Source organism: Photobacterium sp. SKA34 (genome assembly GCF_000153325.1).
Taxonomy (GTDB): domain Bacteria; phylum Pseudomonadota; class Gammaproteobacteria; order Enterobacterales; family Vibrionaceae; genus Photobacterium.
On sequence record NZ_CH724141.1, the window covers coordinates 206,627 to 220,105 of the forward strand.

General features: G+C 43.0%; 10 protein-coding genes and 2 pseudogenes. 10 read left to right on the top strand and 2 right to left on the bottom strand.

Annotation, left to right across the window (positions count from 1 at the left end):
- The first annotated feature begins 423 nt into the window (after positions 1–423).
- Complete coding sequence (locus SKA34_RS02285; RefSeq protein WP_006643878.1) at positions 424–2,133, top strand: L,D-transpeptidase family protein; 1,710 nt, start codon at positions 424–426, stop codon at positions 2,131–2,133.
- Between the two features lie 189 nt (positions 2,134–2,322).
- On the opposite strand, the gene SKA34_RS02290 is transcribed toward SKA34_RS02285, so the two are convergent.
- The gene (locus SKA34_RS02290; protein WP_006643879.1) at positions 2,323–2,661 is read right to left on the bottom strand and encodes a hypothetical protein; all 339 of its coding nucleotides are present in this window, start codon (positions 2,659–2,661) and stop codon (positions 2,323–2,325) included.
- A 336-nt stretch (positions 2,662–2,997) separates the two neighbouring features.
- Here SKA34_RS02290 and SKA34_RS23440 point away from each other — a divergent pair.
- The 3 genes and pseudogenes from SKA34_RS23440 to SKA34_RS02305 all read left to right on the top strand — a co-directional run bounded on the left by SKA34_RS23440 (position 2,998) and on the right by SKA34_RS02305 (position 4,679).
- Positions 2,998–3,435: pseudogene (locus SKA34_RS23440) on the top strand (hypothetical protein).
- A gap of 36 nt (positions 3,436–3,471) precedes the next feature.
- Positions 3,472–3,648 (top strand): DUF1289 domain-containing protein, encoded by a 177-nt coding sequence (locus SKA34_RS02300; RefSeq protein WP_006643882.1) that lies wholly within the window; start codon positions 3,472–3,474, stop codon positions 3,646–3,648.
- Positions 3,649–3,764: 116 nt separating this feature from the next.
- Positions 3,765–4,679, top strand: a complete 915-nt coding sequence (locus SKA34_RS02305; RefSeq protein WP_006643883.1) for a hypothetical protein — start codon at positions 3,765–3,767, stop codon at positions 4,677–4,679.
- Between the two features lie 323 nt (positions 4,680–5,002).
- Here SKA34_RS02305 and SKA34_RS02310 read toward each other — a convergent pair whose 3' ends face one another.
- Entirely contained in the window at positions 5,003–5,887 is an 885-nt protein-coding gene (locus tag SKA34_RS02310; protein WP_006643884.1) for a LysR family transcriptional regulator, read from the bottom strand.
- A gap of 155 nt (positions 5,888–6,042) precedes the next feature.
- Here SKA34_RS02310 and SKA34_RS02315 point away from each other — a divergent pair, with 155 nt between their 5' ends.
- The 6 genes and pseudogenes from SKA34_RS02315 (at position 6,043) to SKA34_RS02340 (ending at position 13,335) form a co-directional block, all read left to right on the top strand.
- Positions 6,043–6,441 (top strand): RidA family protein, encoded by a 399-nt coding sequence (locus SKA34_RS02315; RefSeq protein WP_006643885.1) that lies wholly within the window; start codon positions 6,043–6,045, stop codon positions 6,439–6,441.
- A gap of 94 nt (positions 6,442–6,535) precedes the next feature.
- Positions 6,536–7,996, top strand: a complete 1,461-nt coding sequence (locus SKA34_RS02320; protein ID WP_006643886.1) for an aldehyde dehydrogenase family protein — start codon at positions 6,536–6,538, stop codon at positions 7,994–7,996.
- Positions 7,997–8,060: 64 nt separating this feature from the next.
- Positions 8,061–9,050 (top strand): membrane dipeptidase, encoded by a 990-nt coding sequence (locus tag SKA34_RS02325; protein ID WP_006643887.1) that lies wholly within the window; start codon positions 8,061–8,063, stop codon positions 9,048–9,050.
- A gap of 110 nt (positions 9,051–9,160) precedes the next feature.
- A pseudogene (locus SKA34_RS02330) lies at positions 9,161–10,754 on the top strand (BCCT family transporter).
- Positions 10,755–10,870: 116 nt separating this feature from the next.
- Positions 10,871–12,607, top strand: coding sequence for a hypothetical protein (locus SKA34_RS02335; RefSeq protein WP_006643890.1), 1,737 nt, complete (start codon positions 10,871–10,873; stop codon positions 12,605–12,607).
- Positions 12,604–13,335 (top strand): DUF3726 domain-containing protein, encoded by a 732-nt coding sequence (locus tag SKA34_RS02340; protein ID WP_006643891.1) that lies wholly within the window; start codon positions 12,604–12,606, stop codon positions 13,333–13,335. The genes SKA34_RS02335 and SKA34_RS02340 overlap by 4 nt, the downstream gene beginning before the upstream one ends.
- Positions 13,336–13,479 lie beyond the last annotated feature (144 nt).

The window sequence follows — 13,479 nt, forward strand, 5'->3', positions numbered from 1 at the left end:
AAGCTTGTCAAGATAATAATATCGGCTATGCTGTTAACTTTGACTGGCAAGACAATCGCTATTGTGAAATCACAATCAGTTCATTTTTATATTGGTTTGCTTTTAGCTTGTAATTTTCGAATATCGTAAAATTTCTTTCGTTTTATTTATTCACTATTTATTAATAATGATTCATTACCACTGATGAGAGTTTTATTTTAACAAAATAAAATTGATGGTCTTTATTGCATCATTTATCAACCGTAATCGAACAAAGTTCAGCTTAAAATTTAATATTCCGAAAGTGTTATTTCCACTTATCGCTTTTTAGCATAAATTACTCACTATTAGTTACTTTGAAATCTTTGTCATTTTTAATGATGAATGATTTAAATTCTAAAACAGTAAATATTTACTTTCTTAGATTTAGTTAAGGAATGTTGGATGAAGTTTAGTCGAAAAAAAATAAGTACATTCATTGGTTCGGTAATGTCGGTTTCGGCTTTATTGACTTGTGACTCGGCTTTCGCTGCTAATAATGTGGCGCGACCAGATCTGGATTCGCATGTGTTAGATGGGGTTAAAGTAAATAGTACTGCGTTTTTATGTCCGCAATCAAAAGTAAAAGTATGCAACGATAACATTCTAGATGCGCTATACGCTGATAATAACTTTATGCCGTATTGGTTAAACCCAGCGCTTGTCAGTGCGATCATACCGCAATTACAAGCGTTGGCAGATTCCAATACATTGCCCGGTATGAAGCAGCGTATACAAGAGTTGAAGAAATTAGAGACAAGGCGAGATGAGCGTGGCTTTGATTTACTATTAACGGATACCTACTTGGTGTACGTGGATTATGTGCACCAGTTAATACAAGATCCTCGACCGCTATACAATTCGCAGCCAGTAAAATTAACGTCTTTGTCGTTAACAATGGCTCAGCAATATTTCCCATTAACTGTTCAAAAAATCAATTCTCTTATTCCTTCTTCTCAGTTTGTTCCAACAATGGGGGTGATTAACCATTTATTAAGCTTGCCAGCTAACCCTCTGGATTCAAGTGACGTTCAGTTCGATAAGGTTATTAATATCGGTGAGCCGATCCCTTATGGCGACAAGGTTGCAACAGTGCTTTGGAATTTGGGTTATTTAACTCAGCCTCAGTACCAACAAATTGTTGCTCAAGCCAAAATTACAAATAGTGGTGTGATAAACCAAGCAATTCAAGCTTTTGAAGGGAATTATGGCTTGAAGATGGACGGTATTATAGGGCCTGACGTTATGCGCCAATTAACACGCCCATATTCAAGTTTGGCACGTATTGCCGCTTTAAACTTACAACGTGAGCGTTTTGCACAATTAGAAGGGGATGGCCCACAAATTATTGTGAACATTCCTGATTACAAAATGACGCTATACGATAATCAAAAGCCAATCTTTGAATCGAAAATTATTGATGGGATACCAAAACGTCCAACCAATTTGTTCCAGTCATATATTAATACGGTTGTGATTAACCCTTACTGGTATGTGCCTGAAACCATTAAAGTGCAGAATACGATCCCATCGGCTAAAGCAAACCCTAATTTCTTAGCGAATAATCGTATGGATGTGATTAATAGCTGGAGTGATCGCTCTGTTGTGCCACCGAGTTCTATAGACTGGGCAACAGTAAACCCAAAAACATTTAGTCATGAGTTTCGTCAAGATCCTGGTCCTGAAAATGCGTTAGGTCGGGTCGCATTTTTGATGCCTGATTCATTCTCTGTTTATATGCATGATGAATCACAATCAGAGTATCCATTGTTTAAACGTCGTCATCGCGATTTAAGCTCTGGCTGCATGCGTGTACAACAACCACGTAAAATGGCGACACTTATTTTGTCTTATCAAAATATGCCGACTTTGCCTTCTGTCAACGATATGATTAATACCAACAAGCACCGTGAGATTGGCTTGAATACGCATGTTAATCTTGATGTGGCTTATTTAACTGCTTGGGTAACACAGAATGGTCAGTTAGCGATGCGTCCTGATATATACGGTTACGATAACCCTGGTGCTAAACTGATTCAGAATCAATTTATTTCGATTCCGAATTACCGTACTCATCAACGTATGACATTGGCATTGAATGGGCAAAGTAGTTAATTCTAAAAAAGGTTTTAGTTCCGTAGAATAAAGCGCTTATTAAGCGTATGAAAAAGGCTAAGTACAATGCACTTAACCTTTATTGTCTTTAGTCAGGCAATATTTATACGCTGCCTGTTAATAAATGAAATGCTGACGGATGAGCGGGTAGGGATGCCAATTTTCCGATTACTACTTAGTGAATAGTTTTCAGTCTATTCGGGTAATAAAGGTTTGCTCGTCATCCACAAAAGCCACGAAGCCACCGTGATAGATGAACACTCGACCGTGCCCTTCAACTAGGCAGGCTAGTTGTGGGTTCAAACCTTCTTCGTTATCTTTGCTTTGAAACGTACCTGTATCGGTGATAACACCGCTGAGAGAAGGCAAATATCCATAAGTACGCTTAGCTTGATCAATCAGGCTTAATTCGCTGGTGGTAGAGAAGCAATAAGGTATCTTACCGGCTTCTTCGATAAACATAGTTTTGAATTCTTCAAAAGCTGTAATCACCAGCCAGTCGATATCGTTAACGTGATGGATAAACATAGAGTTTCTCGGTAATTCTGATGTGCAGATTCTATCACTATCAGTGCCAGAGTGTAGTAGAGATTTCGTTACTAAATGGTGTGATTCTGTGCAATTTATACTATTCACTAAGCCCACTTGAAACACTTTTTGTCCAACAAAAAGCTAGCATGTTTGCTAACTCATCATTGTCCAATTGTGATTTATCTGCCCCATTTAAAGCCTAAAACCATACTAATTTTATGGTAGAAAAATATATTACTGTGGGTATGTTGCTTGAAATAGGTTGCTGATATAAAGCATTGATAATTACAAGATAGGCAGCAGCTTCCACTTGTAACGAGGTATTTGGAATAGATGAAAGATATAAAAGGTGTATTTCGAAACCTTGAAAGCATGCTAAGAAATGCGAGTTGGTTCGATGATGACTGGGAGATATATAACCGCGGTAACTATCTCCAACTCTACAAGGAAAATTGGTTTAATCATCGACAAGGTGGCGTCCACTTTGAGACCTATATTGAAGCGCCTTAAATCAAGCAAAAGGCGTTTCTCGTATGCATGCATGCCGAAGAAGATTGTCCTGAGCAATCTGAATTCATTCGCCAATTTAAACAGCTTGAACGTGAACGAATTAACAGCTGGAAGGGGTACAAAATTTCCGAGTCTAGCTATAGCGTGTGCCAGCGCACCCTACAATTGAACTTTAAAAATCTCGAACAGCGAATTTATGAAGAGTTTAATAGACTTAGGACATTGGAATCGAGTATCGATGAAGTATTGCTCGATCTCTAACACGCTAAACTTAGCAATAAGCTAAAGGATTCGATTATGAAGAAACGGAAGAGTCCGTGTATCGATTTGTGTGATTTCTCTAGCCAAAAAGGTTGGTGCCGAGGATGCGGCAGAACTCGGCAAGAGTGCGGCCAGTGGAACTCGATGAAGCCCTATGCTGTTAATGTGCTACAAAAAGAGCTACTGAAGAGGCTCTTTCAAATGAAGAGCTAAAATGTCAGATGTTCAATTGATTTGGGAGTCTTTTAATATCTAAAGTATTAATTTTATTGTGAATATTAAAATTTTCTGGGTTGATGTAACTAGGGCAAACTTTACTGGGAGCAAAGATGAAATTAGCAAATAATGAAAAGGTAGATAACTCAGTACCGCAGGTACTTAGTGAAGAAAAAGCGCCTACAGGGGCAACTGAAACAACGCCAGTCATCATTTACGGCAAGCGTCGTATCAAAGATGACATGTTAGAAGAGTTTACGATCCAGTATCAAGCGTTTTCCAAGTCTGTCTACGAAAGCAATCCAGACGTTAAGGCTATCTTTGCATTTCCAGATAAAGAAGACCCATTAGTTTACTGGCATGTTATATGGGTTAAGAGTGCAAATGCTTTCGCTAACGATTGGGGGCGCCCAATTGAAAGTAAGCCGTTATGGGCCACTTATAAAAGTACAGAAGAAGATCCTGATACATTGATTGTGTATGGTGGTTGGGACAAGGATATGCTTAATAATACTCAGGTTATTCAAGGTGTGCGTTACGATTTTAAGAAATGCATGGCTGGTTTTATTAAAGCTGATGGCGGAGGAGAAGCGGGCCCTGCATTATTTGGATTTACAATGCGCTATGTTAAACCAAATCAGATGAAAGAGTTGGGGACTTCTTTTCAGACTGTGTGTAATTTATGGTATGAAAAAATCCCTGGTATCTTGATGGCCGCTGTATTTCCTGACGAAAATACCCCTAATTTAGTCCATGACTTAAGACTCTTTGCCAACCATAGTGCATTTTTGGCACATGTAGATAAATCAGATAAAGAGTTAACGGAAGCAATGGGTATTTGGTTTGAAAATTACGACACAAGTATCCCATTCTCAGGTCAGCTTTACGCCGCCAGCACGAAAGATGATGCTCTGCATACAAGCTCTATCAAACCCAGTTCAACGCCACGAGCCCAGCTTGAGACGTTCCATTTTGGGGAGTCTGGCATGTTGGGTCAGATGCCAGATATGACGAGAAACGACGAGTGAAAAATCAACTCTGATGATTAGCAATACTGAACCAATGTAACGGCTTTTTATAGCAATTAAGCCTTACAAATACCATCATTCAGTTATTTATGTCTTTTCGTCCGTTATTGGCAGAGCCACTATTGTTCAAATGCTGGAAAGGTGGTAATCCCACGGAAGTGGATTGCAAATTTTGATCTAAGTGTCGCACCAAGCGTGGTAACTTCTGTGTCGTTTATAAGCGTAGAAAGTATCATTCTCTAGTTATCTGGTTTAATAAAAGCTTTCATAGCCGCTGTATTGTTTATTTCGATTGTGATTACTACTCATGTGAGCTCTGCTTCTTATTGGTAATTCAAATAATGAATACATAGATCATGAAACGCTTTTGCTTGAGGGGAAATGGTTCTGTCCGTCAGAGTAAAAATACCTACTTGTCTCTCTAATGGTGGATCGATCAGTGGAATCCAAACCAAGCGTGTCTCGTTGGTTGGGAATGCCAACTTAGGCAGTGTAGTGACACCAATACCGAGTTCCAGAACAGAAAACAAAGAAGTGATGTTCTCAACGGAATATAAGGCTTGCTCGCTGAGCGCACGCGCACGCGCAGGCGTCGGATCGAGTAGGGTACACGTCCCGTTTCGAATAAATGGCTGCTCTAACAAGGTCTGCCATTCAATTCCCTCTGTTTGTTGAGCAATAGGGTTATCTCTCAAACACACCACGCCAATGGGATCAGAGATTAAAGGGGTAAACTCGATGCCGCCTTCATCCAAATGGGAGGGATTACCAAGCGCTAGGTCGACCTCGCCTGATAACAAGCGGGCTTCGACCCCTGCTGCATTATCATCAATTAAGCTGACCTCTACGTTAGGATATTGTTCACAAAATGCGCCTAAAACGCTTGGAATGAGTTTGGCTGCAACAGAAGGGACACTTGCAATTCGTACTCGACCTTGCTGCCCAGCGGCTGCTGCTTTTAAGTCGTTGTTCAACGCGTTATAGATATTAAGAAACTGAATGATCTTGGGCAAACAGATCTCACCGAAGGGCGTGAGTTTGGATTTATTCCCTGCTTCAAACAAGGTTTGACCGAGATTTTTTTCTAGTTCTTTGATCGACGTTGACAGCGCAGCTTGAGAGCGGTTTGCTCTATGTGAGGCCGCCCTAAAACCGCCTTCCTCGACCACCATCACAAAATGCTTTAATTGTTGAAGTTTGATACTCATCTCGAAACCCCTGCAATCCCTTTATTTATAGGATCTGTCATAAGGTGATAGGTTTTATTTATCAAATGTAAGAAATTTACCGTTAGATTTATCGCGTGTCAATGTGCAGTATTTAACTATATTGAAACAAGGCTGTAACAAAGGTTGAAAGGTACGTGAATAATTCTACGAAAAAACACCCAGTTGAAACGGCATTATTTGCTTCAAAAGCACCACTGGAATGGGCCATCGTCAACAATGGCACGTTATACACGGCGCAAATCCCAATCGATAGTACTGGTGCAGTAGTTGCAGGCGGTATTGAAGCACAAACATACCAAACCTTTAACAATCTCATACACACCCTTGAGTGCGCGGGCGAGTCGCTTGATTCTGTCCTACAAGTACTTATCTACGTGACGGAACGCGAGTACCTAAAAACGGTAAACCAAGTGTATGCAGAATACTTTGAAGCGCCTTATCCAAATCGCGCAGCCATGGTTGTCGCAGGTCTTGCCCGTGAAGAAATGCTGGTGGAATTTGTGGTTTATGCCTCAGCAAACCAGCCTGAGTAAAGAATAAAAACACACAGCTAAGATTTGGCTTATTAAGTGAGATGAATGGGCTGGTGGAAGACTACCAGACGTCAGGAAGAACAAGGACATAACAATGACTTTTATCAATAATGTTCAAGTAGAAAAATCGCTCTACATTGCCGGTGAATGGCAATCTGGCATCAATACGATTGCGAATATTAACCCTTCAGACATCAGTGAAAATTTAGGCGACTTTGCTCAGGCGAGTGAAGCGCAAGTCGAACAAGCGATTCAGGCCGCGAAAGTTGCGCAGCCTGAATGGGAAAAAACACCGATTGAACGTAAACAAGCGGTACTACAAGCGATCGGTGATGAGTTAATTGCCCGTTGTGACGAACTCGGTACATTGCTTTCTCGTGAAGAAGGCAAACCATTTGCAGAAGGTCGCGGCGAGATCTACCGTGCTGGACAATTCTTCCATTACTTTGCGGCTGAAGTGCTACGTCAAATTGGCGATAACGCAGCTTCTGTCCGTCCAGGCGTTTTCGTTGAGGTAACGCGTGAAGCTGTCGGCGTTATCGCCATCATTTCCCCTTGGAACTTCCCAACTGCGACTGCCGCTTGGAAAATCGCACCAGCTCTTGCGTTTGGTAACAGTGTAGTTTGGAAGCCTGCGAACTTAACACCAGCAAGTGCGGTTGCACTGACTGAGGTTATCCACCGACAAGGCCTACCAGCAGGTACATTCAACCTAGTGTTAGGCAGTGGTTCGCAAGTAGGTAATACCTTAATCCATTCGAAAGATGTAAACGGCGTGAGCTTTACTGGCTCTGTTGATACGGGTCGTAAAGTCGCGGCGGCAACAGCGTCAAACTTTGTTCGCTGCCAACTTGAAATGGGCAGTAAGAACGCACTCGTAGTTGCCAATGATGCTGATATTCAAATTGCAGTTGAAGCGACTATTGCAGGCTCTTTCTCTGGTGCAGGTCAGAAGTGTACTGCTTCATCCCGTCTAGTTGTAATGGATGGAATTCATGATGCGTACGTTGAAGCACTGATTAAGAGAATGAGCGAACTAAAAGTCGGCCATGCATTAGAAGAAGGCATCTTCATGGGACCTGTGGTGGATGGCAACCAATTGGAAGCTAATTTTGTGTGGATAGATAAGGCATGCCAAAGTGGTGCGGAATTGGCATTTGGTGGCGAGCGATTAAACCTCAAAAATGAAGGCTTTTACATGTCGCCAACCCTGTTCCTTAACACCCAAAACAGCTGGGAAGTGAACCAAGAAGAAGTATTTGCACCGATGGCAAGTGTAATTCGCGTGTCGGATCTTGATGAGGCTATTGCCGTGGCGAACGATACTCGCTTTGGTTTGACGGGCGGCATCATTACTCAAAGTCTCCGTAACAGCGCCATCTTTAAACAGCAGATACAAACCGGTTGTGTGATGGTCAACCTCCCAACTGCAGGTACGGATTATCATGTCCCGTTTGGCGGTCGTAAAGAATCAAGCTTTGGTCCACGCGAGCAAGGTCAATACGCAAAAGAATTCTACACCGTGGTGAAAACCGCTTATCAACGCCCTTACTAAGAGACATAGCGCAGCAGATTATGCGCTTCCACCTTAAAGGCAAACTAACGTTTAAGGAGTGGTTATGTACCAACAACGGATTGTGATTGATGGATTGCAGTATTGCAATTGGGATAGAGAATACTTTCAGACACTAAAAGCCAGCGGTATCACCGCCGTGCATGCAACGATCGTTTATCACGAAAATGCACGAGAAACGTTAACCCGCTTTGCTGAATGGAACCTTCGCTTCGAGCAAAACGCAGACCTTATTATGCCAATCCATTCCATGGCTGATGTAGAGCAAGCAAAAGCAGAAGGAAAAGTAGGGATTTTCTTTGGTGCGCAAAACTGTTCTCCAATTGATGATGAAATTGGCCTGATTGAAGTAATGCGTCGTCAAGGTTTGTTGATAATGCAACTGACCTACAACAATCAAAGTTTGTTAGCGACAGGGTGCTATGAGCAAAACGATTCCGGTGTGACGCGCTTTGGTAAGCAAGCGATCGAAGAGATGAACCGTGTCGGTATGATCATCGATATGTCACACAGTGCCGAGCGCTCGACATTAGAAGCGATAGACCTCTCTTCCCGTCCAATTTGCATTAGCCATGCAAACCCAACGTTTGCCCATGACGCACTGCGAAATAAATCTAATTACGTTATCAAAGCACTGACGGAACGCGATGGTTTGATTGGCTTTAGTTTGTACCCGTTCCACCTGCCAAATGGAAGTCAATGTACGCTTGATGATTTTTGCCAAATGGTCGCCAAAGCCGCCGATTTGTTTGGCGTGGAGCATCTGGGCATTGGTAGTGATCTTTGTCTAAATCAGCCGCAACAAGTCCTTGAGTGGATGCGTAATGGTCGTTGGTCAAAAGCGATGGATTATGGTGAAGGTTCGGCAAGTAATTCTGGTTGGCCCGATGCACTACCTTGGTTTTGCAGTAGCAATGGGATGGAGAATATCTACAACGGACTGATGCGTAATGGGTTCAGTGAATCTGAGGCAGGAAAAATACTGGGTGAGAACTGGTTTAACTTTTTGGAAAAAGGTCTCGAGGCCAAGCTATAGGTTGTAACCCTATCAAGGAATTACCCGCCACCAATACAAAAATAAAGCGGGCGTAAAAGTCACTTTGTGTCGCCGTTAAGGCTGCTGCAATAAACTTCTGGAGTCAGAGCATGTCCAATCCAACCAATAGCACGAAAGCTTCTTCGCTAAGCGTGTCATCAAAGAAGCCACAAGCAAAACACAACGACATTTCAGCAAAAGAAAAGACAACGGATAAGTTGGGGCTGAGTAATCCAGCACTTTGGTACAGTGGCGGCTTTATCGCACTTTTCGTAGCTATTGCACTTTATGATGGTGAGCTGTTATCTATGTTGGTGAACACAGGATTTGCGTGGTCGGTAAAAATCTTGGGTCCATATTGGCAGCTATTGCTTCTTCTCACTTTTCTTATTGGTCTTGGCTTGGCTGCGGGGCGAACAGGCAAGGTTATTTTAGGTGGCACGACCAAACCTGAGCTGGACGGTTTTCGTTGGGTGGCGATTATCTTCTGTACTTTACTCGCCGGTGGTGGTGTGTTTTGGGCGGCCGCTGAGCCAATCGCACATTTCGTCAGTCCTCCGCCTTTATATGGCGCACAAGATGATCCATACAAAAGTGCAGTAAACGCACTATCGCAATCTTTCATGCACTGGGGTTTTCTCGCTTGGTCCATTGTTGGTAGCTTAACTTCTATCGTGGTTATGCACTTACATTACGACAAAGGTTTGCCACTCAAGCCTCGAATTCTACTATATCCAGTACTGGGCGAGCGTGCATTAAAAGGCCAAATAGGCGCTTTGATTGACGCGTGCTGCATCATTGCAGTTGCAGCAGGCACTATTGGTCCAATTGGCTTCTTAGGACTACAGGTTAGCTATGCGTTAAATGTATTGTTTGATATTCCTGATGGCTTCACAACACAGCTGATCATTATTCTCTTTGCTATCGTGCTTTACACCGTCTCTGCGTTGAGCGGTCTGAACCGTGGCATGCAAATGTTGAGTCGCTACAACGTTATCTTAGCGGTTGCTCTAATGGCTTACATCCTGCTGTTTGGTCCAACAGGCTTTATTTTTAATGTTTACATCCAAGGCGTGGGCACCATGCTGGATAACGGCGACTTACCGAGGTGATGAAAGTTGGTTGAGCTGGTGGACGGTATTCTTTTGGGGTTGGTTCCTAGGCTATGGCCCAATGATGGCAATTTTTATTGCTCGCATTTCGCGTGGACGTACTATTCGCCAAATAATTACAACTATTAGCATCGTTGCACCACTGACGACTTGCTTCTGGTTCACGATTGTTGGAGGTTCAGGTCTGGCGTTTGAAATCGCTAACCCAGGCAGCGTAAGTTCGGCATTTGAAGGCTTTAATTTACCGGGGGCTTTGCTGGCTGTAACGCAACAGCTGCCGATGCCGATGTTAATTTCTATTTTATTCCTTGTGTTAACGACCATCTTCATTGTGACCACAGGGGACTCGATGACTTACACCATTAGTGTCGTGATAAGTGGTGAAACAGAACCAAATGCCTTCATTCGTGCCTTCTGGGGGGTAGCAATGGGGGTAACCGCGCTGATTCTGATTTCTCTAGGCTCTGGTGGTATCTCGGCTTTGCAATCCTTCATTGTGATCACTGCTGTGCCTGTCTCCTTAATCTTGCTGCCGTCACTTTGGAATGCACCGCAGATCGCCATCAAGATGGCAAAGGAACAGGGGGTATAAGTCGCTAAAAAGCGACACCAATAACTTATAAACAATAACGTGGAGCTTGTGCGGGTTAATCCTCCTGCGCTCGTACAAGTCTATATTCTTACAATAAAAAATAAGTGGTGAGCAAAATGGATGCAGATCGTACTACTTACACTGAAACAACGCTTCGCAACGCTGCAATTGTGATGGCGCCAGATAGGTTAGGGGCTATGCATCAAAACCGAATCAGCTTTGTGAGAAGTTTGATTCGAAAGATGGCAAACCAAGAATGGCAAGTCAGTAAACATGAATGGCAATTATGCCCACGTGGCTTTGGTTATGTGATTTATAAAATCGAAACGCCAGAACATGTATATCACTTGGTTGTATTTTGCGATGAGATTGCCGATGAAGAACGTAATGATCGCGTTATAGCCGAGAAATGGGACGTCACTTTTGCATTTGTAAAAGGGGAGGTCCATGTTGAGCTTTTAGAGCGGCTCAGAGCCAATGTGCCATTACAAGAAGCAGGGCGCAATTCCAACAACGTACTTGTTCTTGCTCGTGCTAACAAAAGCACCCGCGTGTTTGATCACCTAGTTACTGCATTGGCAAAAGGTGAGCAGCCAGACCCTACTGTACTTGCAGAAGTTGGGTACATACTGAGAACGACAGCCGTATACGGAAACGGCAAGTTTGGTATCGCAGACTTTAAGCTGTTAGAAAATAATCCCGACTTTAATCAATCCTTTAGTGCGCAAATGTGTGCGGTGTACATACTTAGAGGGTTCAGCCTAGATTGGGTACATTATCTGGCTCAGCAAAAAGGTGGAGATAAAGCCATTGCTCTACACAAAGGGCTACAACGTTATCTTGGTATAGGGAATGCAACAGGATTAGGGATGGCGCCTTATCTTATCAATCACCCTTGTATCGTTGACCAATGGATGACGTCCCGTGAGCGTGCTATTGCTCAAGTATTGGCAATGCCTTGTGAGATCCGACAAGAAGCACCACTGACATCATTATTGGTAAAAGCGCAGCACCATCTAGAGCAGGTGATCACCATGAATGAACATCAAGACCAACTGAATCACAAAGCTATAGAAGACATTCACGCGCTGCAAATCAACCTGAGCGCCTTGATGACGAAACACATGAACTGGGCAAGCTTGATAAAACAAACCACAACGATGAGTTTGGAAGCTCAAGAAATTCTAACTTCATGTTTGATAGAGCTTTATCCTGCTTTAGTTGACGATTTTGAAAACCAAATGAACAGCGATGAATCGCTTTCCATTCCTGGTGGCAAAAGCGTTCAAGATGTTTCGCAAATACTAGAGCATAAATATCGTTGGTCGATTGATGCGGACTATTCGTTACCAGAGAACAACTACTGGTTCTGGTATCGTTCGCAAGATAAAGAGGAACCAAGGTTAGGTGTTCGTGGCGATGAGATTGGCGAAGAACGGGAGTTGCCGCTTGATATTGGTCGACAAGTGAACCGTCTCTACCATGTATTGCAATCGTGCCAGTCAGATACATCATTGGCAGAGTTCTTATTACAACACCCTCAGTATCGTGCAATCACTCGTCGTGTGTGGACGCTTGGCAATAGAGAAATGGGTGATATCCAAATGAACGTACTTCGTAAGGACGCACTACCAATGCATTTGCTGCGCTGTAAGCTAGCGATGTTTGGTGCTACAAAATTCGACCCGAGGTCGGATCGGTGGGTGCGTGTGACCTTTTATCAAGGAGCACCACTGTTAGGTGAAATCAACGATCCTGAGTATACCGATACGTGGATTTTTCCAACCATGCCTAAGCGTGAAAATATCGCGCGAAGCGACAATCAAAAAATCGATGGAGGTTTTGCATTATGATCGTTTCTCACAATGAGCTGGTTTCTGCGGTGAACAAAGCCTTTCTTGGCATGCGTCGTCACTGTGGTGAGGCGGATGTGATTGCTAATATGGTGGCGGATCTGCAAATGGTTGGTTTACATGGTGTACGTCACTTCAACAACGCCAGTTTGTTCCTTAATCTAGATTTGGATTGCGCAGTGACCTTCGTTGTCAATACAGACTCGTCCATTGAAGTTGACTTGCACAATGGCAGTGTTGCATGTCATATACCTGCGGTGTTGGACTTTGCGTTAGAAAAGATGGTGAAGAGTAAGTCTGTCACCATTACGCTAAAACAATGCCACAACCGTTGGTTAGCATTTAGTGAGTTAGCTCGACTGTCTTCCAAGGGGATAGCCTGTCGTACACAATGGGTGAATGGTACCAGTCCGAAACGTACCTTGTATGTGTTAAACCGAGGTCACATTTCACCGGAAGTCTACTTCTCCGATGTCATAGAAGGGTATGATACCGATTACCATAACATGATCATAGAAATCTCTACCAACGACTTTAACCTTGACGCGAGTTCACAAGGCTACGCTATTCATATCGAAAGTGAAGAACTAAACCGTGCACAAAAAGTATCATGGGAAGAGGGCATTTTTGTTGAGGATGCAGAGTGGGAAACCTTAAAACAAACCGCCACAGTGTTCCTTGTCGAGAATAGTGAACGTTCTATCCAAGGTGCTGGTGAATTTGCTTGATATTGATCCCTTTGACAAAGTAATGAAGAGGCTGCCTTTGGGACTGTCTCTTGAACGCTAGTTTGTCAAGAGACTTAGCACGTTCATGTTCTTCAGGATAGATTGTAACTTAATCCTTACCATAATATCTTATAGAAGGGCGAA

What these genes read in the sequence shown, in the direction of transcription:
- SKA34_RS02305 (WP_006643883.1), top strand. Translation starts at nt 3,765, where the DNA reads ATGAAATTAGCAAATAATGAAAAGGTAGATAACTCAGTACCGCAGGTA.
- SKA34_RS02290 (WP_006643879.1), bottom strand. Translation starts at nt 2,661, where the DNA reads ATGTTTATCCATCACGTTAACGATATCGACTGGCTGGTGATTACAGCT.
- SKA34_RS02325 (WP_006643887.1), top strand. Translation starts at nt 8,061, where the DNA reads ATGTACCAACAACGGATTGTGATTGATGGATTGCAGTATTGCAATTGG.
- SKA34_RS02340 (WP_006643891.1), top strand. Translation starts at nt 12,604, where the DNA reads ATGATCGTTTCTCACAATGAGCTGGTTTCTGCGGTGAACAAAGCCTTT.
- SKA34_RS02335 (WP_006643890.1), top strand. Translation starts at nt 10,871, where the DNA reads ATGGATGCAGATCGTACTACTTACACTGAAACAACGCTTCGCAACGCT.
- SKA34_RS02300 (WP_006643882.1), top strand. Translation starts at nt 3,472, where the DNA reads ATGAAGAAACGGAAGAGTCCGTGTATCGATTTGTGTGATTTCTCTAGC.
- SKA34_RS02320 (WP_006643886.1), top strand. Translation starts at nt 6,536, where the DNA reads ATGACTTTTATCAATAATGTTCAAGTAGAAAAATCGCTCTACATTGCC.
- SKA34_RS02285 (WP_006643878.1), top strand. Translation starts at nt 424, where the DNA reads ATGAAGTTTAGTCGAAAAAAAATAAGTACATTCATTGGTTCGGTAATG.
- SKA34_RS02310 (WP_006643884.1), bottom strand. Translation starts at nt 5,887, where the DNA reads ATGAGTATCAAACTTCAACAATTAAAGCATTTTGTGATGGTGGTCGAG.